The sequence below is a fragment of the Streptomyces sp. NPDC040545 genome (assembly GCF_055595065.1).
In genome coordinates this window covers 38201-59165 of sequence record NZ_JBVIWA010000013.1, presented here as the reverse complement: position 1 = coordinate 59165, position 20965 = coordinate 38201, and the positions used below count along the sequence as shown (strand labels likewise).

Genomic DNA, 20965 nt, shown 5'->3' with positions numbered 1-20965 from the left:
TCTACGGAGCATCGGGGGATGCACATGACCAGCGCTCCGCACCTGCTGACCGAAGACCGACCGGAGTTCGATCGGCTCGTCGACGAGGCGCTGCGCGCCGCGCACGAGCGGCCCGAACTCGCCACCCTCGGCGAACGGCTGAATGCCGAACAGCTGCGCACCATGGCCCAGGGGGCCAGCGCCCTGCTGGCGGCCGCGGCCGCCGCCGAGTACGGCCACTACGTGAAGGTCCGCGAGGAACGACGCGACGAGGTACTGAACGCGCCCGGCACGGCGGGGGAAGAGGACGGAGTCCAGGGCGGCGATAGCGGCGCGGGCATCAGCGCCGTCGTCGCGGTCCTCGCGCCGGTCCTGGCGGGCACCGCCATGCTGATCTTCCTGCTCGTGGGCTACATCCTGAAGATGATCGAGCCCGAACCGGCCTTCGCCGAAACCATGCTGACGGCGGGTTGGCTCTTCGGCGGGCTCACCGCGGCCGCCCTGTTCTTCGCCGTGATCGGACTGCTGGTGACGGCCGTCCGCAACAGCGCGACCGAGGTGGCGGCGGACGAGACGGAGGCGATACCCGACGAGGTCGCACGGGCCCGCGAGGCCTGGCGGCACGCCCTGCTGGAGCGCGGCATCATGCCCTTCCTCCGGGACGCGCTGGCCGACCCGAGCGCAGGCCCCGGCTTTCCCACCCCCCGCACACCCGCGGCCGGCCGCATCCCCAACCTGGGGTACAGCCGTCCGGACTTCACCAGCCCGGGATCCCCGTCGGAGAGCCCCCGGCCCGGCTACACGCCTCCGGACTTCACGAGCCCGGACTTCGGCGGCCCGGAACGCGCACCGGAGTGACCACCGGCGCGGGGCCGGGACAGGGCCTGGACCGAGCCGGTCCCGGGCACGCACGACGGGACGGGCCCGCGGCTCCCCCCATGGGTCGCGGGTCCGTCCCGTGCCGTACTTGTGCTTCCTGCGCTTCCCGCGCTCAGTCGGCCAGCGGCAGGTAAACGCGGTTGCCCGAGGCCGCGAACTCGGCGGACTTCTCCGCCATGCCCGCCCGGATCTCCTCCGCCTTCAGGTCGCCGCCGTGCTCACGGCGGATGTCCTGCGAGATCTTCATCGAGCAGAACTTCGGACCGCACATGGAGCAGAAGTGCGCGGTCTTGGCCGGCTCCGCCGGCAGGGTCTCGTCGTGGAACTCGCGGGCCGTGTCCGGGTCGAGGGCCAGGTTGAACTGGTCCTCCCAGCGGAACTCGAACCGCGCGTCGGACAGGGCGTCGTCCCACTCCTGCGCGCCCGGGTGCCCCTTGGCCAGGTCCGCGGCGTGCGCCGCGATCTTGTACGTGATGACGCCGGTCTTGACGTCGTCGCGGTTGGGCAGGCCCAGGTGCTCCTTGGGCGTGACGTAGCAGAGCATCGCGGTGCCCCACCAGGCGATCATCGCGGCGCCGATGCCCGAGGTGATGTGGTCGTACGCGGGCGCGACGTCCGTGGTCAGCGGGCCGAGCGTGTAGAACGGCGCCTCCTCGCAGATCTCCTGCTGAAGGTCGATGTTCTCCTTGATCTTGTGCATCGGGACGTGGCCCGGGCCCTCGATCATCGTCTGGACGTTGTGCCGCTTGGCGATCGTGTTCAGCTCACCCAGCGTCTTCAGCTCGGCGAACTGGGCCGCGTCGTTGGCGTCCGCGATCGAGCCGGGGCGCAGGCCGTCACCGAGGGAGTACGTGACGTCGTACGCCGCGAGGATCTCGCAGAGCTCCTCGAAGTTCGTGTAGAGGAAGTTCTCCTTGTGGTGCGCCAGGCACCAGGCGGCCATGATCGAGCCACCGCGCGAGACGATGCCGGTCTTGCGGCGGGCTGTCAGCGGCACGTAGGGCAGCAGCACGCCGGCGTGGACCGTCATGTAGTCGACGCCCTGCTCGGCCTGCTCGATGACCGTGTCCTTGTAGATCTCCCAGGTCAGGTCCTCGGCGCGGCCGTCGACCTTCTCCAGCGCCTGGTAGAGCGGGACGGTGCCGATCGGGACGGGGGAGTTGCGCAGCACCCACTCGCGGGTGGTGTGGATGTTGCGACCGGTGGAGAGGTCCATGACCGTGTCGGCGCCCCACTTCGTCGCCCAGGTCATCTTGTCGACCTCCTCCTCGATGGAGGAGGTGACCGCGGAGTTGCCGATGTTGGCGTTGACCTTCACCAGGAACCGCTTACCGATGATCATCGGCTCGATCTCGGGGTGGTTCACGTTCGCCGGAAGTACGGCGCGACCTGCGGCGATCTCCTCGCGGACGACCTCCGGGGAGACGTTCTCGCGGATCGCGACGTACTCCATCTCCGGGGTGATCTCGCCACGGCGGGCGTACGCGAGCTGCGTGACGGCGGCGCCGCCCCGGCCGCGGCGGGGCTGGCGGGGCCGGCCCGGGAAGACCGCGTCGAGGTTCTTGAGGCCGCCGCGCGGCGAGGTGTGCTTGATGCCGTCGTCCTCGGGGCGCACGGGGCGGCCCGCGTACTCCTCGGTGTCCCCGCGGCTGATGATCCAGTTCTCGCGGAGCGGCGCGAGGCCGCGGCGGACGTCGGTCTCGATCTGCGGGTCGGTGTACGGACCGGACGTGTCGTAGAGCGTCACGTCCTTGCCGTTGGTGAGGTGGACCTGGCGGACCGGCACCCGGAGGTCGGGGCGGGAGCCCGCCAGGTATCCCTTGTGCCAGCCGGGCTGGCGCTCGGTCTGGCCGTCGGCGTCCTGGCTGACGGCAGGCGTGCGTGCGTCATGAATGGTCATGAGACCTGATCTCCCTACGCCGGCATTACCCGGTAACAGGTTCGGCGGTCGACGCAGCCTCTTCCCGTACGCATCCGTGATGCTCGTACGGTGATCAGCGTCCTCTCAGCCCGGTGCTCCGAGCTCCCGCGTTGTGCAAAGGTGCCCCCACGCTAGCGTCATCAATGGCGTGCTGAACAGTGGGCCCCCTCATCTCTTGCGATGATCTGCTGGTGACGCCCTCGCCGCAGCCCCCCATCGAGCACACAGAGCCCCATGGCCACAACGGCCACGCGCATGAGAGCCCCGGACCGTCCGACGGGCATTCCGACGGCCACTCCGACAGGCCGTCCGACGGCCGCTCCGGCGGTGGCTCGGACGGCCACCTCCCGGGGCAGTCCCACGGCCACGGCCATGGCCATGGCCCGGCGGCTCCCGTCTCGAAGCACCTGCGCAAGGTCATCGCCGCCGTACTGATCCCCTTCGCCGTGGCCGTCTTCGTGGGCATGGTGGTGCTCTGGCCGGGCGGCGCCCCGGGCCACGAGCGCACGGGGGTGGGATTCGACCGGCAGACCCAGCAGGGCGTGGTCACCTCGCTCGACCAGGTCGACTGCAAATCCGTGAACGCCGCCCAGGTGCCGACGACCGCGGCTCCCTCCACTCCCGAGGGCCGCCAGGCGCAGGCCGAGCAGACCGGCGAGTGCAAGAAGGCCACCGTCGAGGTCACCAGCGGCCCGGACAAGGGCCGCACCTTCGTGGAGGTCGTCCAGCCGGGCGCGCCACGGCAGTTGGAGGACGGCCAGGAGGTGGTGGTGGCGTACGCGCCGGACGCCCCCCGCGACCTCCAGTACTCGGTGATCGACGTGAACCGCAAGCTCCCGATGGCACTGCTGGCCGGCATCTTCGCGGTCGCGGTCGTCGTCGTCGGGCGGATGCGAGGGCTGTTCGCGCTGGTCGCCCTGGTGGTCAGCTTCGGCGTGCTGACCCTCTTCATCCTCCCGGCCATCCTGCAAGGTTCGAACCCGCTGGTCGTCGCGGTGGTCGGGGCGAGCGCCATCATGCTGATCGCGCTCTACATGTGCCACGGGCTGACCGCCCGTACCTCGGTGGCCGTCCTCGGCACGCTCGTCTCGCTGTTGCTGATCGGGCTGCTCGGCTCGGGGTTCATCGACTGGGCGTTCCTCAGCGGCAACACCGACGACAACACAGGGCTGATCCACGGGCTGTACCCGGACATCGACATGAGCGGTTTGCTGCTCGCAGGCGTGATCATCGGATCGCTGGGCGTGCTCGACGACGTGACGGTCACCCAGACGTCGGCGGTGTGGGAACTCCACCACGCGGACCCCTCGATGGGGCCGCGCTCCCTCTATCGGGCGGCCATCAGGATCGGCCGCGACCACATCGCGTCGGTGGTCAACACTCTGGTGCTGGCCTACGCGGGTGCCGCGCTGCCGCTTCTCCTGCTGTTCTCGATCGCGAACAGCAGTATGGGTTCGGTGGCCAACAGCGAGCTGGTGGCCGAGGAGATCGTACGGACCCTCGTGGGCTCGATCGGCCTGGTGGCCTCGGTCCCCGTGACAACGGCGCTGGCCGCGCTGGTGGTTTCTGCCGACCGGCCGGGATCTCCGACCGGTGTCCCGGCCACGGGGCCGGTCCGCGGCCGGGGCCGGCGGCGCAAGCGCTGAGCAGCCGGTGGTCCGGCCGGCCGATCGGCCTGGCCGTCAGCGGGTCGGCCCGCCGGCCCGTCGTCCGGTCGTCCGATCCGGTCGTCCGGTAGTCCGGTCCGATCAGCCGGTCGTCCGGTCGTCCGGTCAGCCCGTCAGCCCGTCAGCCGGCGTTCTGTTCGTTCTGCTGCGATTCGGCGAGGATCTTGCCGAGCGCCTCGTCGAGGTTTTCCTCGAAGTCGCCCAGATTGCGCTCCTGTCCGAGCGGAACGATCCGGTCGGTGCGGTCGAGGAACGCGACGAGCGGCGCCGCGCTGGCCCGGAACAGGGCCCGGTCACCGCCGACCTGAAGGCGGATGTGGACGTCGGACAGGTCCTCCGGGTGGGTCGGGGCGATGTGCACATCGCCGTCACCGCATGGCTTGTTGATGCCGTCGAGGAGGAGCTCCCGGCCGAACGCCCAGGTCACGGGCGCGTCTCCGGGAAGGTGGAAGGTCAGGCGGACTGCGTAGGGGTCGCGTGCGTCGTACCGGAGTTCCACCGGAATCCGGAACGAGAGCTCCTCGGAAACGAGGAAGCTCATCATGACCTCTGCCTGTACCGACTCGCGCATGGACTACCCCGCTGTAGTTGAAGTGGCCAGGAATGATCCCCCAGGACCCACTTGACAAGAGTGGTGGAAGCGGTAGCAGATCACAAGGAGTGAGTTTTCAGATACTGATAGAGAACGAGAGGGTGCTCAACAGCGCGCCTACTTCACTCCGTAGCCGATTGACTACATAGAGCAATCGCTCTTCTTGATGGAGGGGTAGAGAAATGGCCATCGTCGCGACCGTATCGCCGGCCGCAATGGGGATGGCGGCGCAGATCGTGCCAAGGGCATATTCCTGGCGTTCGATCACCGGCTGCATTCGCCCGAGCGCCCCGATCCGGTTTTCCAGGGCCCGTAGATCGCGGACGGTATAGGGGGTGATGGCCTCGACCGGATGACGGTCGTAGTACTCCCTGCGCGTCTTCTCGTCGAGTTGCCCGAGCAGGCACTGCCCGATGGCGTGCGCATGGGCGGTCTCACGGAAGTCGGCCCATTCCTCACAGGCCGGGTTGGCCGGAGTGTCCGAGACACCCACGACCTCGATCTCACCCTCGCGGTAGACCGCGAAGTAGACAGGGGCCCCGACCGCGTCGCGGAAGTGCGCGAGCGAGTCGAGGATCATGCTGCGACGTTTCTGCTGGAGTCCCCCACGGGCGAGCCGCTCCGCGGCCTCGCCCAGTACGAACACTCCGCGCACTCTGCGCAGGTAGCCCTCGTGGGTCAGTGTGCGCAGCAGGTGGTACGCGGTGGGAAGCGGGAGCCCGGCCTCGCGCGCCAGCTGTTTCGCCGGGGCTCCCCCGCTATGGGACCCCGCCGCTTCGAGCAGCCTCAGCGCGCGCTGCACCGAACCGATCAGAGTCGGCACACCGGCGTTGCGAACCGGAGACAAAGCTCACCCCCAGGCGTGGCGGCGGGCCTTTGGGGAGACCCGCCCTGCGGGGGCCGCCCCCGCGCGTGCCGTCGCTCCTGGGGGTCGTACTCGGCAGCTCGTTTTGCTTCGCCGCAGGTCAGGGCGGCAGGTCGGAGCGGTGGTACCGGCTTTCGGTGCCCAGGGAACGGCATAGATTGCCACTCTATCCACCGATTCCGGGGATGTGAGCCGTTCAGTGGGTCATGTTCCCTCGCCTGGCTCAATCCCGGATCCGCCCGGACAGCTCCTGCCTACCACTCGCCGGCGGAGGACTTCGAGCCGCCGCCGCTGAACTTCTTCACGACGAAGATCAGGCCGCCGACGAGGCCGACGAAGAGGAGCAGCTTGAAGACGAACCCGATCAGCGCGCCCAGGATGCTGGTGATCACACCGCCGAAGACGAAGAGGGCCAGCAGCGGAACCGCGACCCACTTAACCCACCAGGGCATGCCTGCGAATATCTCTCGGATGCCGTCCATGTCCTCGACCTCTTCTTCGTCCGTGACTTCGTCCGCTGCTTCCTGCTCTCGATGCTAGGAGTCCCGGGCCCCGTACAGGGGCCCGCGAGCCCTCGGAGTCCCCTGATCCGCCCCTTAGGGGGATCAGAGCCGCGACCCTCATCCGGGCGGGCCGCTCAGCCCTCCGGCGGGGAGAACACCACCATCACCTTCAGGTCCTCGGTGATGTGGTGAAACTTGTGCGCCGCACCCGCCGGGACGTAGACGACGCTGCCGCGCGCCACGGTCGTCGTCTCCTCCCCGACCGTGATCGAGGCCCGGCCGCTGACGACGAAGTACACCTCGTCCTGCCGGTGCGGCAGCTGCGGATCGGTCTGTCCGGCGTCGAGCGCGTACAGCCCGACCGACATGTTCCGCTCGCGCAGGAACTGCAGATAAGCGCCGTCGTTCGCGGCCCGCTCCGCTTCGAGGTCGTCAAGCCGGAAGGCTTTCATCGTCGTTGTGCCCCTTGTACTCGATCGTTCCCTTGCATCCGCTGATCTGCGGATGTCCCACCGGGATCTTCTCTGCCACGATCAGACACATGACGAATTTCGTAGTCAAGACGCTCGCCAACGCGGCGGCCCTGGCCGTCGCCATCTGGCTGCTTTCCGGCATCACCCTCGACGACGGCAGCAGCACGGGCCGACGGGCGCTCACCCTGATCCTGGTCGCGCTGGTCTTCGGCCTGGTCAACCTGCTCGTCAAGCCGTTGGTGAAGCTGCTCTCGCTGCCGCTGTTCATCCTCACCCTCGGCCTGTTCACCCTTGTCGTGAATGCCCTGATGCTGCTGCTGACCTCGTGGCTGGCCACGCAGCTCGATCTCAGCTTCCATGTCGACGGCTTCTGGACCGCGCTCCTCGGCGGCCTGATCATCTCCATCGTCTCCTGGGCCATGAACATGGTCCTGCCCGACAAGAACTGAACAGGCCTGCCATGTACCGCGTCTGCTTCGTCTGCACGGGCAACATATGCCGCTCCCCCATCGCCGAGTCGGTCTTCCGTGCCCATGTGGCGGGCGACGGCCTCTCCACGCTGGTCGAGGTGGACAGCGCCGGCACCGGCGGCTGGCACGAGGGGGACGGCGCCGATCCGCGCACCGTCGCCGTCCTGGAGGCGGCCGGTTACGAGCAGGACCACCGGGCCCGCCGATTCCGCGCCTCCTGGTTCGCCCGCCTCGACCTCGTCATCGCGCTCGACGCGGGGCATCTGCGGGACCTCCGGGCCCTCGCGCCCACTCCGCAGGACGCCGCCAAGGTGCGGCTGCTGCGGTCCTACGATCCGGCGGCCTCGGCCGCGGAGACCGACGTACCGGATCCCTACTACGGGCCGCTCGACGGGTTCGAGGAGTGCCTGGAGCTGGTCGAGGCCGCGAGCCCCGGCCTGCTGGACGCCGTACGCGCCGCCGTGAAGGAGCACACCGCGTGACCGAATACGCCCCGCAGGAGACGCAGCAGACGCAGCAGACGCAGGAGCCCGGATCTGCCGCGCTCGGCGACGGCACCCGGGCCGTGCGGGCCGGACTGCCCGAGGTCGTCAAGAACGAACCGCCCCTGCCCGGACCGGTCTTCGCCGCCCACTTCCACCTCCCGGGCGACGTCGAAGGCCCGTACGCCTACGGCCGCGACACCAACCCCACCTGGACGCTGCTGGAACGGGCGATCGGGGAGCTGGAGGCCCCTGGCGAGGACGTGCATACGATCGTCTTCGCCTCCGGGATGGCGGCGGTCTCCGCCGTCCTCCTCTCCCAGGCACACACCGGCGACACCGTGGTCCTGCCCGACGACGGCTACCAGGCCCTGCCCCTGCTGCGCGAGCAGCTGGAGGCGTACGGGATCCACGTGCGCACCGCTCCGACCGGCGACGACGCCCAGCTCGCGGTCCTCGACGGGGCCCGGCTGCTGTGGATCGAGACCCCTTCCAACCCCGGGCTCGACGTGTGCGACGTACGCCGCCTCGTGGACGCGGCGCACGCAGGCCGGACCCTGGTCGCCGTCGACAACACCCTGGCCACGCCACTCGGGCAGCGGCCCCTGGAGCTGGGGGCGGACTTCTCGGTGGCGAGCGGCACCAAGGGCCTCACCGGCCACGGCGACGTCCTGCTCGGATACGTCGTCTGCCGTGATCCGGAGCTCGCCGCCCGCGTACGGCGCTGGCGCAAGATCGTCGGTGCGATCCCGGGTCCCATGGAGGCCTGGCTCGCCCACCGCTCCCTGGCCACGATCCAGCTGCGCGCGCAGCGCCAGTGGGCCAACGCACTGGCCGTCGCCGAGGCGCTGACGCACCGGACGGACGTGAGCGGACTGCGCTACCCGGGGCTTGCCACGGACCCCTCCCACAAGACGGCCGCCCGGCAGATGCGGGGCTTCGGGTCGGTGGTCTCCTTCACCCTGCCCGACCGCGCGCACGCGGAGCGGTTCATGGCCGCCCTGCGCCTGGTCGAGGACGCCACGAGTTTCGGCGGGGTGCGGTCCACCGCCGAGCGGCGCGGACGCTGGGGCGGCGACGCAGTGCCGGAGGGCTTCATCCGCTTCTCCGCCGGCGCCGAGGACACCGAGGACCTGGTCGCGGACGTGCTTCGAGCCCTCGACCACGCGGTTGCCACGCCCTGAACCGGGGACGGCCGTCGCCGGGCGAAGCGGTCCGAGCCTCCCCCCTGGTGGCTCGGACCGCCCCGGGTTCCGCGCGCGAAGAACCACGCGACAAGGCTAGTTGACTCTGCGTCAGAGTCCAATCACGGTAACGACAGGGAGCTATCTGCATATTTATAGTTGAAGGCCCCCACCGAGAGGTGCAGCGATGGACCTGACCCTGCTGCGCACCTTCGTCGCCGTCCACCGGGCCGGCTCGTTCACGCGCGCGGCCGCCCTGCTCGGACTGTCCCAGCCCGCCGTGACCTCCCAGATCCGCACCCTGGAGCGCCAGTTGGGGCGGCCGCTCTTCCACCGCCGGGCCCGTGGCGTCACCCCCACCGCCGTCGGCGACGAGCTGGCACACAAGGCCGCACCGCACCTCGACGCCCTGCTGCGGATCACCGAGGCCGAAGGGGAGGCCGCCGGCGCGTTACGCACCCTCCACGTCGCCGGACCTCCCGAGTTCCTGTGCCTGCGCGTGCTCCCCGCCCTCGCCCTCCTGGTCGGCCAGGGCCATACCCTGCGCGCCACCCCGCAGACCGATGCCGAGGCGACCCTCGACGGGCTCGCCGCCGGCCACCACGACCTCGTCGTCACCACCGCCCACCCCCGGGGCGGGCTTTTCCGGGCCACCGCCCTGTGCGACGAGGAGCACGTCCTGGTCGCCGCGCCCTACTGGGCCGCCCTCGTCGACATGGACCGGCTGCGCGAGGAGGGTTCCGCCGCGCTGGACGGCATCCCGCTGGTCGAGGTCCACGAGAGCCTGCCGCTCGTCACCCGCTACTGGGCCGCCGTCTTCGACACCCTGCCCGATGCCAGGTCCCTGGCCGCCACGGTGGTGGTGCCTGACCTGCGAGCCGTACTGGAATGCGTCCGGGCCGGCGCCGGGCTCGCCGTACTGCCCCGCTACCTGTGCCAGGACGCCCTCGACAGCGGTCGGATCGTGGCGCTGGCGGAGCCTGCGGTGCCACCGCTGCGCACCTGGTTCCTGGTCGTGCGGACCGGGAGCCTGGCCCTCGCCCACCTCGCCCGGGCGCACGGCCGGCTGCTGGATGCCGCAGTCCACTGGTGAGTCCGCCCTTTTCCGGCCTGTGGCGCGTTTCAGAAGCGGAGTGGCGGGCCACTCTTCTCCCATGACCGAACGTCCCGTGGTCAAACGCACCGCCCGCGCGATCCTGCTCGACGGTGACGACCTGATCCTCATCAAACGCACCAGGCCCGGCGTCGATCCGTACTGGCTCACCCCCGGCGGGGGAGTGGAGCCCTCGGACTCCACCGTCGTCGACGCCCTCCACCGGGAGGTCCACGAAGAACTCGGCGCGAAGATCACCGATGTGGTGCCCTGCTTCGTCGACACCGTCGAGCACATCGCCGACAGGGGGGTGACCGGCGTGAAGGTGCAGCACTTCTTCGTCTGCCGCCTCGAATCGATGGATCCGAACCTGCGGCACGGCCCCGAGGTCGACGAGCCCGAGGGCGAGTACGAGATCGTCCGCGTGCCCTTCAGCCGGGTGGGCATCGCCGCCGTCCATCTCGTCCCGCTGTCCCTGCGGCACTATCTCGACGGCAACATCGAGGGTGTCCGCGCCATGCACGCTCCCGACCTGGGCTGAAGCCGGGCTGAGACCGGCGGGCTGCCTCCGGTCTCAGCCGGCGACGCCGGCCAGCTCCTCCACTGCGTCGTGCCGGATCCGCTCGCAGGGGATGCCGATCCGCAGGAGCTCGTCCACGCCGTTGCGGATCATCGCGGGCGGGCCGGAGATGAACGCGTCGTACGAGCTCCACGGCCCGTGTTCACCCACCGCGTGCGGCAGCTGTCCGGCCAGCCCGTCGCCGACCACCGGGCGCACCGACAGCCACGGGTGCGAGCGCTGGAGCCCCAGCAGCGTGTCCTTGTCGTAGAGGTCGCTGTTGCTGCGGGCTCCGAAGAACACCTCCACCGGCCGCCGCTCGCCGTGTTCGGCCACGTCCTCGATCAGCGCCTTGATCGGAGCGATCCCGGTGCCTCCGCCCAGGCACAGCATGCCGTTGTCCGTGGTGTGGTCCACCACCATCGACCCGGCCGGCGGTCCCAGGCGCAGTACGTCTCCCGGGCGAGCGTGGCGCACCAGCGCGTTGGAGACCCAGCCCGCGGGGACCGCCTTGACATGGAAGGACAGCAGTCCGTCGGCGCGCGGTGCCGACGCGAAGGAGTAGTGCCGCCACACCCGAGGCCACCACGGGGTCTCCAGGCTCGCGTACTGGCCGGCGAGGAAGGCGTAGGGCTGGTCGGGGCGGACCGTCAGTACCGCGATGTCCGGGGTGCGCAGATCGTGGGAGACCACCTCGGCGTGCCACCACGCGGGGGCCTTCACCTCCTCCTCCGCCGCCGCGTCGATCATGATCTGGGAGATCGCGGTGTACGTCCGCACCCAGGCGGCCTGTGTCTCGGGCCCCCAGCTGTGGTGCGCGTACCGGGCCAGTGCCCCGACAAGGGCTTCGCCGACCGCCGGGTAATGGCCGGCCATCGTGCCGTACTTGCGATGTCCGGCGCCCAGTCGGCGCAGGTAGGGGACGAGGACGGCGGGATTGTCGATGTGCTCGGCGGCGGTCAGCAGTGCCTTCAGCAGCCGGTCCCGCTGCGCGTCCATGGCGGCGGGGAACATGCCGCGTACTTCCGGGTGCCCGGTGAACACCAGAGCGTAGAAGTACGAGGTCACCTTGTCGGCGACGGGGGCGATCTCCGCGAGGGTCCGGCGGATGAGTACGGCATCCGGTGAGGGCTCGATCGCACCGCCCTCGCCGGATATCCGGGCCGATTCGCGTCTGGCCGATCTGGTGGGCGGAGCGTCCATGCGGTGCCTCGCTTCGAGCATCTCGGTCGGTCTGCACACGCCACGGCCTGTGAATCCGTGGTTCCGGGTTTCACAGCGTGCCAGCCGACTCAGAGGCCTGCGGGAAAACGCGGAAAATCCGCGTTTCGAACCCACTTTCCTCCTAAGATGCGTCAACTCCCGGGCGCGTCAGCCCAACGAGCTGGTATGCGTCCCGCAGATCCCGGCCCTCGTAGACATGGGTCGCACGCTCGGCGAGATAGGGCCTCGCATTCACCGCCACCGAGACCGGCACCGCCTCGAAGAGCATCGCGTCGGTCACCGAATCCCCGTAGGCGACGCAGTCGGCCCGGCTCACACCGAACTGAGCGCAGAGCCGGTCCGCCACCCTGACCTTGCCCTCGGGCGTCAGGATCCCGGATTCCTCCACCGGACGGGTGAACGGCACCTCGGGGAAGACCGAGCCGTGCGCGGCATGCGCACCCCACTCCAGCAGCAGCTCCACGAAGAACGAGGGTGACAGGGAGATCACCGCGCAGTAGTCCCCGCGGTCCCTGATCTCCTGCCACACGTCCCGGATCCCGGTGAGCCAGGGAGCCCCGTCGAACGCCGCCCGGACATGCGCGGGTGTCAGATCGGCCCAGAGGGCGTGGGCGGCCACGGAGAACTGGTGCGGCCCCATCTCCTGCGCACCGAAGGCCCGTTCCAGCTCGGCGATCTCGGCGCTCAGCCCGAGCTGGCGGGAAATCTCGACCGGCGCCGCCGAGCCGTACATCAGCGTCCCGTCGAGGTCGAAGAGGTGCAGGTGGGTCATGGCCCACGAGATTAGCCGGTCCGTTTCACGTGAAACACCGTGTTTCACGTGAAACATCGTCCGGCGGCCCCGCGCCGGGGCACCTGGTGTTTCACGTGAAACATCCGACCCCAAACCCTCTGGACGGCTCCCAGTCCATGATCCAGTCTGGGCCAGGTGACACCACCACACATCACCGATCTACCGATCCGCGCGCTGACCGTGGACGATCTCCACCGCTGCGCCGACCTGTCCGAAGATCGCGGATGGCTCCGCGAGGACCACAAGTGGCGTCTGCTCCTCGCCGCCGGAAACGGCTACGGCGTCGACGCCCCGGATGGCCGGGGACTCGCGGCCGCCTGCGTCGTCACGCGCTACGGCGACACCCATGCCGGACCGGAGCTCGCCGCCATCGGGATGGTTCTCGTGGCCGACCGCTTCGCCCGCCAGGGCCTGGGCCGCCGACTGATGACCCACGTCTGCGACGACGTACTCAAGGGCGTCCCCCTCACCCTGCACGCCACTCCCTACGGGCGCCCCCTCTACGAGGAGCTGGGCTTCGAGGCCACCGGCCGCACCGAGATGCTGACGGGCACCTTCCGCCACGAGGGCACCCCCGGCGCATACGGCACCTCCCGGGTCCGGCCGGCGACCGCCGAGGACCTTCCCCGCATCCTGCGCCTGGACGCCGAGGTCTTCGGCACCGACCGCACGCACATGATCACCCGGCTGCCCGCCTTCGCCGACCGGCTGGTCGTCGCCGAGGACCACTCCCGAGCCGGCGCACTCACCGGCTACGCCGCGGCGTGGCCCAACATGAACACCCAGGTCATCGGCCCCCTGATCGCTCATGACACCGCGACGGCCCAGTCGCTGGTGACGGCGCTCGCGCTCGGCACCGACCGGGCTCTGCGCACCGATGTCGACGTGCGGCACGAGGAATTCCTCGCCTGGCTGAGGGACCGGGGCCTGGCCTCCGTGGCCTTCAATGCCGTCATGACCCGGGACATCCCCGGCCTGCCCGGCGACTGGACCCGCCGGTGGGCACCGCTCACCGTGGCCGCGGGCTGAGAGGAGAACGCATCATGACCGACACCCCCGAGCTGACGATCCGGCCGGCCACCGAGGCCGATGTGCCCGCCATCGTCGCCATGCTGGCCGACGACCCGCTCGGCGCCACCCGGGAGTCCCCGGACGACCTCGCCCCCTACCTCGCAGCCCTGAAGCGGCTCACCGACGACCCGAACCAGCACCTGGTCGTCGCCGTCCGTGCCGACCGTGTGGTGGGCACCCTCCAGCTCACGATCGTCCCGGGACTCTCCCGTAAGGGAGCCACCCGTTCGATTATCGAGGGCGTCCGCGTACATGCCGACGAACGCGGCGGCGGCCTGGGCACCCGGTTCATCGAATGGGCCGTCGAGAAGTCCCGTGCCGAGAACTGCGCGCTGGTGCAGTTGACTTCGGACGTGTCCCGGACCGATGCCCACCGCTTCTACGAACGGCTCGGCTTCACCGCCTCGCACGTCGGGTTCAAGCTCCAGCTCTGACCGGACGTTCCGGCAAGCCGGGCCGCCGTGTCGGCGGCCCGGCCTACGATCGGGAGGATGAGCCTCCCTCTCGTCACCACGGCCGAGCGACGCCACCGGCTCGGCCGACGCCACCGTCTGGCTCCCTCGGCCCGCGCCGCGACCGTCGCGGAGACGGCTGACTCCGTCGTCGCCCTGCACGCCACCGACGCCGCGACCGTCTTCCTCTCGGCCCGGGCCCGGCTCGCCGAAGGCGGCCCGGACGCGATCGAGCGGGCGCTCTACGAGGACGTAAGCCTCGTGCGCCTGCTCAGCATGCGCAACACGCTCTTCGCGGTCTCCGCCGAACTCGCCCCGCACGTCGACGCCTCCACCGCCCGCGCGATCGCCGCGAAGGAGCGCCGCACCCTCCTCAAGCACCTCGACGAGGACGGACGGGGACTCGACGCCGCCTGGCTCGCCGGCGCGGAGGCCGCCGCGCTCGACGCCCTCGACGCCCACGGCCCCTGCACCGGCAGCCAGCTGTCCGCGGCCGTACCCGCACTGCGCCAGAAGATCACCATCAGCCGCGGGAAGAAGTACGAAGCCGAGCAGGGGGTAGCCACCCGGGTCATCCGGCTGCTCGCCGCCGACGGCCGGATCCGCCGTGACCGGCCGCGCGGCTCATGGACCTCCAGCCAGTACCGATGGGTCCACACCGAGCCCTGGCCCGCGCTGCCCGCCGCCGAGGCCCGCGCCGAGATCGCCCGCCGATGGCTGCACGCGTACGGTCCCGCCACCGAGGCCGACCTGAAGTGGTGGACCGGCTGGACGCTCACGGACGTCCGCAAGGCCCTCGCCGCAGTGGGCCCCGACCAGGTCCGTCTCGAAGACGGCACCACCGCCCTGGTCAGCCCCGGGGACACCGGGCCCGAACCGGCGCCGGAGCCCTGGGCGGCGCTGCTGCCCGGCCTCGACCCCACCGGCATGGGCTGGGCCGACCGCGGTTTCCACCTCGACCCCGCCCACAGGAGCGCCCTGTTCGACTACGCCGGCAACATCGGCCCCACTGTGTGGTGGAACGGCCAGATCGTCGGCGGCTGGGGGCAGCGCTCCGACGGTGAGATCGTCTGGCGACTGCTGGGCAGCCCCGGCCGGCCCGCCGAGCGGGCGATCACCGCCGAGGCCGCGCGGCTCGCCGCCTGGGTGGGAGAGGCCCGGATCACCCCGCGTTTCCGTACTCCGCTGGAGCGTGAACTCGTCGCCTGATCCGGCCCGGGCCGGGGCTGTCAGCCGATGCCCCGCCAGCCCCGCGGGTCCACCCCGCCGGGCACCGGGGAGTCGGCGTCGTAGGGCTCCCGGGTGAACACGAAGGACGCCAGGTCGAGATGGCTCACCGAGCCGTCCGCACGGCGCACCGCCCGCAGCGTCTCACCGGCGTAGTAGCCGAAGAGTCCGGTCCAGCTGCCATCCGGCTCCGCCCGGAAGCGGGACGTGCGCCCGCTCCCGCCCACCGGCCCCAGCTCCAGCAGCCCGTCCGCGGTCAGGCGCACCACCTGGGCCGAAGTCCCCCAGTACCAGGGGCCGCACAGTTCGAGCGGCACGTGGTCCGACTCCAGGAACGGCCGCCACGGTTGCGGGAAGCGCGGTTCGGCGTCCGCCACGATCCCCACGAGATCCGCGGCCACCGTCGAGGCCGGAAGTCCCGAGGTGCAGTTCGCCAGCACCACCGCCGCCACGTCGTCCGCCTCGCTCAGCCACAGCCCCGCGACGAAGCCGGGCAGCGAACCGCTGTGGCCCGCGAGCTTGCGCCCGCCGACGGCCGCCAGCTGCATGCCGAGCCCGTAGCCCAGCTCCGCGAGGCCGGGCTCCGGGGGCGAGGCCGCGCTGCGCATCTCCCGTACGGACCCGGCGCACAGGACGCGCTCGTCACCGCGCAGCAGGAAGTCGGCGAACCGGGCCAGGTCCCGGGTCGTGGACCACAGCCGGCCGGCCGCGGCCATCAGCCCCAGGTCCTCCAGCGGTTCGGGCATCATCACGTCCGCCCAGGGATGCACCGCCCAGCCACCCGCGTGCGGGGCCTTCGGCTGTCCGCCCGTGCGCTCCAGCCCCAGCGGCTCCAGTACCTCGGCCCGCAGCGCCTCTTCCCAGGGCATTCCGCGCACCGCCTCCACCAGCGAACCCAGCAGGGTGTAACCCGGGTTGGAGTAGTGGTGCCTGGTTCCCGGTGCCAGCTTGAAGGGTTCCTCCCCCAGCACGTCGCCGAGCTCGGGGCGCTGTTCGCCGGGGGTGCGCTCCCACCACTCGCCGGGCGTCTCCGCAGCCAAACCGCCGGTGTGGGACAGCAGTTGGGCGATGGTCACCTGACCGGCGCCGGTCCCCGGCAGGTGCTTCTCCAGCGGATCGGCGAGCGAGATCAGGCCCTCGTCCCGCAGCCGCATCACGAGAACGGCCGTGAACGTCTTGGTGATCGAACCGATCCGGTACTGCACGTCACCATCCGGACCGTGCCCCTCTACCGAGGTCCGGGAGCCTTCCCAGACCACCTCCCCGCCCCGCAGGACGGCCGCCACCACGGACGGCGCCCGCCCTTCGCTCTGCGCGACGGCGATCCGGTGCCTCAGCGCGCGCCGGGTGGCAGGGAGAAGTTCCAGGTCCTCAGCAAGCTCATCCATGATCGGATGCTACGTGTTGGCCATGTCCACGAAGCGGGAGTAGTGGCCCTGGAAGGCCACCGTGATCGTGGCCGTGGGGCCGTTACGGTGCTTCGCCACGATCAGGTCCGCCTCACCCGCACGGGGGGACTCCTTCTCGTACGCGTCCTCGCGGTGCAGCAGGATCACCATGTCCGCGTCCTGCTCGATGGAACCCGACTCACGCAGGTCGGAGACCATCGGCTTCTTGTCGGTGCGCTGTTCCGGACCTCGGTTCAGCTGGGAGAGCGCGATCACGGGGACCTCCAGCTCCTTCGCCAGCAGCTTGAGGTTTCGGGACATGTCCGAGACCTCCTGCTGGCGGCTCTCGGGACGGCGCGAGCCGCCCGACTGCATCAGCTGGAGGTAGTCGATGACCACGAGCGAGAGGTCGTTGCGCTGCTTGAGCCGGCGGCACTTGGCCCGGATCTCCATCATCGACAGGTTGGGGGAGTCGTCGATGTAGAGCGGAGCGGCGGAGACGTCCGGCATCCGGCGGGCGAGCCGGGTCCAGTCGTCGTCCGTCATCGTGCCCGAGCGCATGTGGTGGAGCGCGACCCTGGCCTCCGCCGAGAGCAGGCGCATGGCGATCTCGTTGCGCCCCATTTCGAGGGAGAAGATCACGCTCGGCAGGTTGCTCTTGATGGAGCAGGCCCGGGCGAAGTCCAGGGCGAGCGTGGACTTACCCATGGCGGGGCGGGCCGCGATGACGATCATCTGGCCCGGGTGCAGGCCGTTGGTCAGCGAGTCCAGATCCGTGAAGCCGGTGGGAACGCCCGACATCTGGCCGCTGCGGGAGCCGATCGCCTCGATCTCGTCGAGGGCGCCTTCCATGATGTCGCCGAGCGGCAGGTAGTCCTCGGAGGTCCGCTGCTCGGTGACGGCGTAGATCTCGGCCTGGGCGCTGTTGACGATCTCGTCGACGTCGCCGTCGGCCGCGTAGCCCATCTGCGTGATCTTCGTACCGGCGGCGACCAGGCGGCGCAGGACGGCCCGCTCGTGGACGATCTCCGCGTAGTACTCGGCGTTCGCCGCGGTCGGCACGGACTGGACCAGGGTGTGCAGGTACGAGGCCCCGCCCACCTTGCTGATCTCGCCACGCCGGGTCAGCTCGGCGCCGACGGTGATGGGGTCGGCCGGCTCGCCCTTGGCGTACAGGTCGAGGATGGCCTGGTAGATCGTCTCGTGCGAGGGCCGGTAGAAGTCGTGGCCCTTGAGGACCTCGACGACGTCCGCGATGGCGTCCTTGGAGAGCAGCATGCCGCCGAGCACCGACTGCTCGGCGTCGAGGTCCTGGGGAGGGACGCGCTCGAAGCCGCCGCCACCGCCGGAGTCCCAGGAGCCGCCCTCGCGGCCCCGGTCGTGCTGTTCGTCCCCGCGGCCGCGGCCTTCGCTGTTACGGCGCGGACGGGCGGGCAGACGGTCACCTGGACCGCTGTCGGCCCAGAGGTCGTCCATGGGCTCGGGCATGCTCACCGGGCCGCCTCCTCCCGTCCGCAACGCGGACCTCGCCGTGTCACTCTTTCTACGACACGGCTCTGACATTTGGGGCACCCGAATCCGCTGTCGGCAGGTCGGGCAACGAACCACGGTAGGCCCGGGAGCGGCGTCAGCCAATCTTGTTATCCACAGGCTGTGTGGATGACATGTGGATGACCGCGCCAATGCTGTGGGTAACTCGCCGGAAGCTGTGTACGGACCGGGGGACGACGCTGTGGACAAAATCACCCGGGGCACCCACTTACCCCATCTGACCTGGGCTTTCCTATTCCAGGGGCGGCGGTGGAGAAAATTCTTGGACACTGTCTCAAGATCGCCCCCAACGAGGTGCGGGGAACGCTCAGGTCAGCGCGTCAGTAAGGATCCAAAGGCCCTTGCATCCATTACCTGTGGAAGATTAGATTGAGCGCATGACACAGGCTCTCGCAGCACCCAAGGCAGGGCCGGGACGGCACGACCGAGAGATCTTCGCACTCGCTCTCCCTGCCTTCGGCGCACTCGTCGCCGAGCCCCTCTTCGTGATGGCCGACAGCGCCATCGTGGGGCACCTCGGAACCCCCCAGCTGGCCGGCCTCGGCATCGCCGCCGCGGTGCTCACCACCGCCGTGAGCGTCTTCGTCTTCCTCGCCTACGCCACCACCGCGGCCGTCTCCCGCCGTGTCGGCGCAGGAGACCTCCAGGCAGCCATCCGGCAGGGCGTCGACGGCATCTGGCTCGCCCTCCTGCTGGGCGCGGCCGTCGTCGCCGTGGTGCTTCCCGCGACACCTTCACTGGTCTCGCTCTTCGGGGCCTCCGACACCGTCGCCCCGTACGCGATCACCTATCTGAGGATCTCCGCCCTCGGCATCCCGGCCATGCTCATGGTCCTGGCCGCCACCGGGGTCATCCGCGGCCTCCAGGACACCCGCACGCCGCTCTACGTCGCCATCGGCGGCTTCGCCCTCAACGCGGGCCTGAACGTCGCCCTGGTCTACGGTGCGGGGCTCGGCATCGCGGGCTCCGCCTGGGGCACGGTCATCGCGCAGTGCGCCATGGCCGCCGCCTACCTCGTCGTGGTCGTGCGCGGAGGCCGGCGCCACGGTGCCTCGCTGCGCCCCGACCTCGCGGGCATCCGGGCCTGCGCCCAGGCGGGTGCTCCGCTGCTGGTCCGCACCCTGTCGCTGCGCGCGATCCTGATGATCGCCACCGCGGTGGCCGCCCGGCTCGGTGACGCCGACATCGCCGCCCACCAGATCCTGCTCTCCCTGTGGAGCCTGCTCGCCTTCGCCCTGGACGCCCTAGCGATCGCCGGGCAGGCGATCATCGGCCGCTACCTGGGCGCGGGCGACACCGACGGGGCCAGGGCCGTCTGCCGCCGCATGGTGCAGTGGGGGATCGCCTCGGGCGTCGTACTCGGCCTCCTGGTCGTCCTGGCCCGCCCGGTGTTCATCCCGCTGTTCACCAGCGACCCGGCCGTCGAGGCGGCCCTGCTGCCGGCCCTGCTGGTCGTGGCCCTCTCCCAGCCCGTCTCCGGCATCGTCTTCGTGCTCGACGGGGTGCTGATGGGCGCCGGCGACGGCCGCTACCTGGCGCGGGCCATGCTCCTGACGCTGGCCGTCTTCGCCCCGGCCGCACTGCTCGTGCCGGTCCTCGGCGGCGGGCTCACAGCGCTCTGGTGGGCCATGACGCTGATGATGGTGGTCCGGATGATCACTCTCCGGCTGCGTGCCGGCTCGGGCCGGTGGCTGATCGCGGGAGCGACCCGCTCGTAGCGGGCGGCCGGACCTCAGCCGTGTTTCACGTGAAACACGGCGGAGCGGCGCCGCAGTGTTTCACGTGAAACACGGCCCGACAACGACGAAGGGCCGCACCCCGGTGGGGTGCGGCCCTTCGAGCGCAGCCCTTAGGCGGCGACGACCTCGATGCCCACGTTCGCGGCCACGTCGGCGTGCAGACGCACGGAGACCTGGTACGAACCGAGGGTCTTGATCGGGGAGCCGAGCTCCACGCGGCGCTTGTCGACCTTCGGGCCGCCCGAGGACTCGATCGCCGTGGCGATGTCGGCCGGGGTCACGGAACCGAAGAGACGACCGGCGTCACCCGCGCGGGTGGCCAGACGGACCTTCACACCCTCGAGCTTGGCCTTGACCTCGTTGGCCTGCTCGATGGTCGCGATCTCGTGGATCTTGCGGGCGCGGCGGATCTGCGCCACGTCCTTCTCGCCACCCTTGGTCCAGCGGATCGCGAAACCACGCGGAACCAGGTAGTTGCGAGCGTAACCGTCCTTGACGTCGACGACATCGCCGGCGGCACCGAGGCCAGAAACCTCGTGGGTCAGGATGATCTTCATTAGTCGGTCACCCTTTCCTTATCGCGCGGTGGACGTGTAGGGCAGCAGCGCCATCTCACGGCTGTTCTTGACGGCCGTGGCGACGTCACGCTGGTGCTGCGTGCAGTTGCCGGTAACGCGGCGGGCACGGATCTTGCCGCGGTCGGAAATGAACTTCCGCAGCATGTTCGTGTCCTTGTAGTCCACGTACGCGGTCTTGTCCTTGCAGAATGCGCAGACCTTCTTCTTAGGCTTGCGCACAGGCGGCTTCGCCATTGTGTCTCTCCTGTGTGATCAAGAAGTGGGGATGCGAGCTG

General features: G+C 70.2%; 22 protein-coding genes. 11 read left to right on the top strand and 11 right to left on the bottom strand.

From position 1 onward, the window contains the following. Positions 1-18 precede the first annotated feature (18 nt). Positions 19-837: a hypothetical protein gene (locus ACZ573_RS23730; RefSeq protein ID WP_471307231.1), complete on the top strand. Its 819-nt coding sequence runs from the start codon at positions 19-21 to the stop codon at positions 835-837. A gap of 133 nt (positions 838-970) precedes the next feature. Here ACZ573_RS23730 and thiC read toward each other — a convergent pair whose 3' ends face one another. Further along, entirely contained in the window at positions 971-2758 is a 1788-nt protein-coding gene (gene thiC, locus ACZ573_RS23725) for a phosphomethylpyrimidine synthase ThiC (protein ID WP_471307229.1), read from the bottom strand. A 179-nt stretch (positions 2759-2937) separates the two neighbouring features. Here thiC and ACZ573_RS23720 point away from each other — a divergent pair, with 179 nt between their 5' ends. Further along, entirely contained in the window at positions 2938-4425 is a 1488-nt protein-coding gene (locus ACZ573_RS23720; protein WP_471307227.1) for a YibE/F family protein, read from the top strand. 142 nt (positions 4426-4567) lie between these two features. On the opposite strand, the gene ACZ573_RS23715 is transcribed toward ACZ573_RS23720, so the two are convergent. The 4 genes from ACZ573_RS23715 to ACZ573_RS23700 form a co-directional block, all read right to left on the bottom strand. Continuing rightward, positions 4568-5017, bottom strand: coding sequence for an SsgA family sporulation/cell division regulator (locus tag ACZ573_RS23715; RefSeq protein WP_030008369.1), 450 nt, complete (start codon positions 5015-5017; stop codon positions 4568-4570). 97 nt (positions 5018-5114) lie between these two features. Continuing rightward, positions 5115-5861 (bottom strand): IclR family transcriptional regulator, encoded by a 747-nt coding sequence (locus ACZ573_RS23710; protein ID WP_471307225.1) that lies wholly within the window; start codon positions 5859-5861, stop codon positions 5115-5117. A gap of 296 nt (positions 5862-6157) precedes the next feature. Further along, positions 6158-6385, bottom strand: a complete 228-nt coding sequence (locus ACZ573_RS23705; RefSeq protein WP_471307223.1) for a DUF5326 family protein — start codon at positions 6383-6385, stop codon at positions 6158-6160. A 155-nt stretch (positions 6386-6540) separates the two neighbouring features. After that, on the bottom strand, positions 6541-6858 hold the full coding sequence (locus ACZ573_RS23700; RefSeq protein ID WP_471307220.1) for a cupin domain-containing protein: 318 nt from the start codon (positions 6856-6858) through the stop codon (positions 6541-6543). 89 nt (positions 6859-6947) lie between these two features. On the opposite strand from ACZ573_RS23700, the gene ACZ573_RS23695 reads away from it, so the two are divergent. From ACZ573_RS23695 to ACZ573_RS23675, 5 genes are all read left to right on the top strand, one after another. Next, positions 6948-7328 (top strand): phage holin family protein, encoded by a 381-nt coding sequence (locus tag ACZ573_RS23695; RefSeq protein WP_301369091.1) that lies wholly within the window; start codon positions 6948-6950, stop codon positions 7326-7328. Positions 7329-7339: 11 nt separating this feature from the next. Continuing rightward, on the top strand, positions 7340-7831 hold the full coding sequence (locus ACZ573_RS23690; protein WP_471307218.1) for a low molecular weight protein-tyrosine-phosphatase: 492 nt from the start codon (positions 7340-7342) through the stop codon (positions 7829-7831). Further along, on the top strand, positions 7828-9015 hold the full coding sequence (locus tag ACZ573_RS23685) for a cystathionine gamma-lyase (protein ID WP_471307216.1): 1188 nt from the start codon (positions 7828-7830) through the stop codon (positions 9013-9015). Before ACZ573_RS23690 ends, ACZ573_RS23685 begins: the two co-directional genes overlap by 4 nt. Before the next feature lie 187 nt (positions 9016-9202). Then, a complete protein-coding gene (locus tag ACZ573_RS23680) occupies positions 9203-10108 on the top strand; it encodes a LysR family transcriptional regulator (protein ID WP_471307214.1) in 906 nt (301 codons plus the stop codon). A 61-nt stretch (positions 10109-10169) separates the two neighbouring features. Continuing rightward, positions 10170-10649: an NUDIX domain-containing protein gene (locus tag ACZ573_RS23675; RefSeq protein ID WP_030008377.1), complete on the top strand. Its 480-nt coding sequence runs from the start codon at positions 10170-10172 to the stop codon at positions 10647-10649. Positions 10650-10682: 33 nt separating this feature from the next. Here ACZ573_RS23675 and ACZ573_RS23670 read toward each other — a convergent pair whose 3' ends face one another. Beyond that, positions 10683-11891, bottom strand: coding sequence for a globin domain-containing protein (locus ACZ573_RS23670; RefSeq protein ID WP_471307212.1), 1209 nt, complete (start codon positions 11889-11891; stop codon positions 10683-10685). Between the two features lie 121 nt (positions 11892-12012). Further along, complete coding sequence (locus tag ACZ573_RS23665; protein ID WP_471307210.1) at positions 12013-12663, bottom strand: HAD family hydrolase; 651 nt, start codon at positions 12661-12663, stop codon at positions 12013-12015. 156 nt (positions 12664-12819) lie between these two features. Between ACZ573_RS23665 and ACZ573_RS23660 the strand changes: the two genes are divergently transcribed. From ACZ573_RS23660 to ACZ573_RS23650, 3 genes are read left to right on the top strand one after another with little or no spacing between them, the layout of a single operon-like run. Beyond that, complete coding sequence (locus ACZ573_RS23660) at positions 12820-13713, top strand: GNAT family N-acetyltransferase (RefSeq protein WP_471307208.1); 894 nt, start codon at positions 12820-12822, stop codon at positions 13711-13713. 14 nt (positions 13714-13727) lie between these two features. Then, entirely contained in the window at positions 13728-14189 is a 462-nt protein-coding gene (locus ACZ573_RS23655) for a GNAT family N-acetyltransferase (RefSeq protein ID WP_471307207.1), read from the top strand. Positions 14190-14246: 57 nt separating this feature from the next. Beyond that, entirely contained in the window at positions 14247-15416 is a 1170-nt protein-coding gene (locus ACZ573_RS23650) for a winged helix DNA-binding domain-containing protein (protein ID WP_471307205.1), read from the top strand. A gap of 20 nt (positions 15417-15436) precedes the next feature. Here ACZ573_RS23650 and ACZ573_RS23645 read toward each other — a convergent pair whose 3' ends face one another. Together ACZ573_RS23645 and dnaB are read right to left on the bottom strand one after the other, a co-directional pair. Then, positions 15437-16822 carry a serine hydrolase domain-containing protein gene (locus ACZ573_RS23645; RefSeq protein ID WP_471307203.1) on the bottom strand — a complete coding sequence of 462 codons (1386 nt, stop codon included), beginning with the start codon at positions 16820-16822 and terminating at the stop codon, positions 15437-15439. Positions 16823-16831: 9 nt separating this feature from the next. Further along, a complete protein-coding gene (gene dnaB, locus ACZ573_RS23640; RefSeq protein WP_471307484.1) occupies positions 16832-18298 on the bottom strand; it encodes a replicative DNA helicase in 1467 nt (488 codons plus the stop codon). Between the two features lie 452 nt (positions 18299-18750). Between dnaB and ACZ573_RS23635 the strand changes: the two genes are divergently transcribed. Continuing rightward, entirely contained in the window at positions 18751-20091 is a 1341-nt protein-coding gene (locus ACZ573_RS23635) for an MATE family efflux transporter (RefSeq protein WP_471307201.1), read from the top strand. 131 nt (positions 20092-20222) lie between these two features. On the opposite strand, the gene rplI is transcribed toward ACZ573_RS23635, so the two are convergent. Together rplI and rpsR are read right to left on the bottom strand one after the other, a co-directional pair. Continuing rightward, entirely contained in the window at positions 20223-20669 is a 447-nt protein-coding gene (rplI, locus tag ACZ573_RS23630) for a 50S ribosomal protein L9 (RefSeq protein ID WP_030008386.1), read from the bottom strand. A gap of 18 nt (positions 20670-20687) precedes the next feature. Next, a complete protein-coding gene (rpsR, locus tag ACZ573_RS23625) occupies positions 20688-20924 on the bottom strand; it encodes a 30S ribosomal protein S18 (RefSeq protein ID WP_005315025.1) in 237 nt (78 codons plus the stop codon). Between the last annotated feature and the right edge of the window lie 41 nt (positions 20925-20965).

What these genes read in the sequence shown, in the direction of transcription:
- rplI (WP_030008386.1), bottom strand. Translation starts at nt 20,669, where the DNA reads ATGAAGATCATCCTGACCCACGAGGTTTCTGGCCTCGGTGCCGCCGGC.
- ACZ573_RS23695 (WP_301369091.1), top strand. Translation starts at nt 6,948, where the DNA reads ATGACGAATTTCGTAGTCAAGACGCTCGCCAACGCGGCGGCCCTGGCC.
- ACZ573_RS23665 (WP_471307210.1), bottom strand. Translation starts at nt 12,663, where the DNA reads ATGACCCACCTGCACCTCTTCGACCTCGACGGGACGCTGATGTACGGC.
- ACZ573_RS23730 (WP_471307231.1), top strand. Translation starts at nt 19, where the DNA reads ATGCACATGACCAGCGCTCCGCACCTGCTGACCGAAGACCGACCGGAG.
- rpsR (WP_005315025.1), bottom strand. Translation starts at nt 20,924, where the DNA reads ATGGCGAAGCCGCCTGTGCGCAAGCCTAAGAAGAAGGTCTGCGCATTC.
- ACZ573_RS23675 (WP_030008377.1), top strand. Translation starts at nt 10,170, where the DNA reads ATGACCGAACGTCCCGTGGTCAAACGCACCGCCCGCGCGATCCTGCTC.
- ACZ573_RS23670 (WP_471307212.1), bottom strand. Translation starts at nt 11,891, where the DNA reads ATGCTCGAAGCGAGGCACCGCATGGACGCTCCGCCCACCAGATCGGCC.
- ACZ573_RS23655 (WP_471307207.1), top strand. Translation starts at nt 13,728, where the DNA reads ATGACCGACACCCCCGAGCTGACGATCCGGCCGGCCACCGAGGCCGAT.
- ACZ573_RS23645 (WP_471307203.1), bottom strand. Translation starts at nt 16,822, where the DNA reads ATGGATGAGCTTGCTGAGGACCTGGAACTTCTCCCTGCCACCCGGCGC.
- dnaB (WP_471307484.1), bottom strand. Translation starts at nt 18,298, where the DNA reads ATGGACGACCTCTGGGCCGACAGCGGTCCAGGTGACCGTCTGCCCGCC.
- ACZ573_RS23690 (WP_471307218.1), top strand. Translation starts at nt 7,340, where the DNA reads ATGTACCGCGTCTGCTTCGTCTGCACGGGCAACATATGCCGCTCCCCC.
- ACZ573_RS23635 (WP_471307201.1), top strand. Translation starts at nt 18,751, where the DNA reads ATGACACAGGCTCTCGCAGCACCCAAGGCAGGGCCGGGACGGCACGAC.
- ACZ573_RS23705 (WP_471307223.1), bottom strand. Translation starts at nt 6,385, where the DNA reads ATGGACGGCATCCGAGAGATATTCGCAGGCATGCCCTGGTGGGTTAAG.
- ACZ573_RS23700 (WP_471307220.1), bottom strand. Translation starts at nt 6,858, where the DNA reads ATGAAAGCCTTCCGGCTTGACGACCTCGAAGCGGAGCGGGCCGCGAAC.
- ACZ573_RS23680 (WP_471307214.1), top strand. Translation starts at nt 9,203, where the DNA reads ATGGACCTGACCCTGCTGCGCACCTTCGTCGCCGTCCACCGGGCCGGC.
- thiC (WP_471307229.1), bottom strand. Translation starts at nt 2,758, where the DNA reads ATGACCATTCATGACGCACGCACGCCTGCCGTCAGCCAGGACGCCGAC.
- ACZ573_RS23715 (WP_030008369.1), bottom strand. Translation starts at nt 5,017, where the DNA reads ATGCGCGAGTCGGTACAGGCAGAGGTCATGATGAGCTTCCTCGTTTCC.
- ACZ573_RS23650 (WP_471307205.1), top strand. Translation starts at nt 14,247, where the DNA reads ATGAGCCTCCCTCTCGTCACCACGGCCGAGCGACGCCACCGGCTCGGC.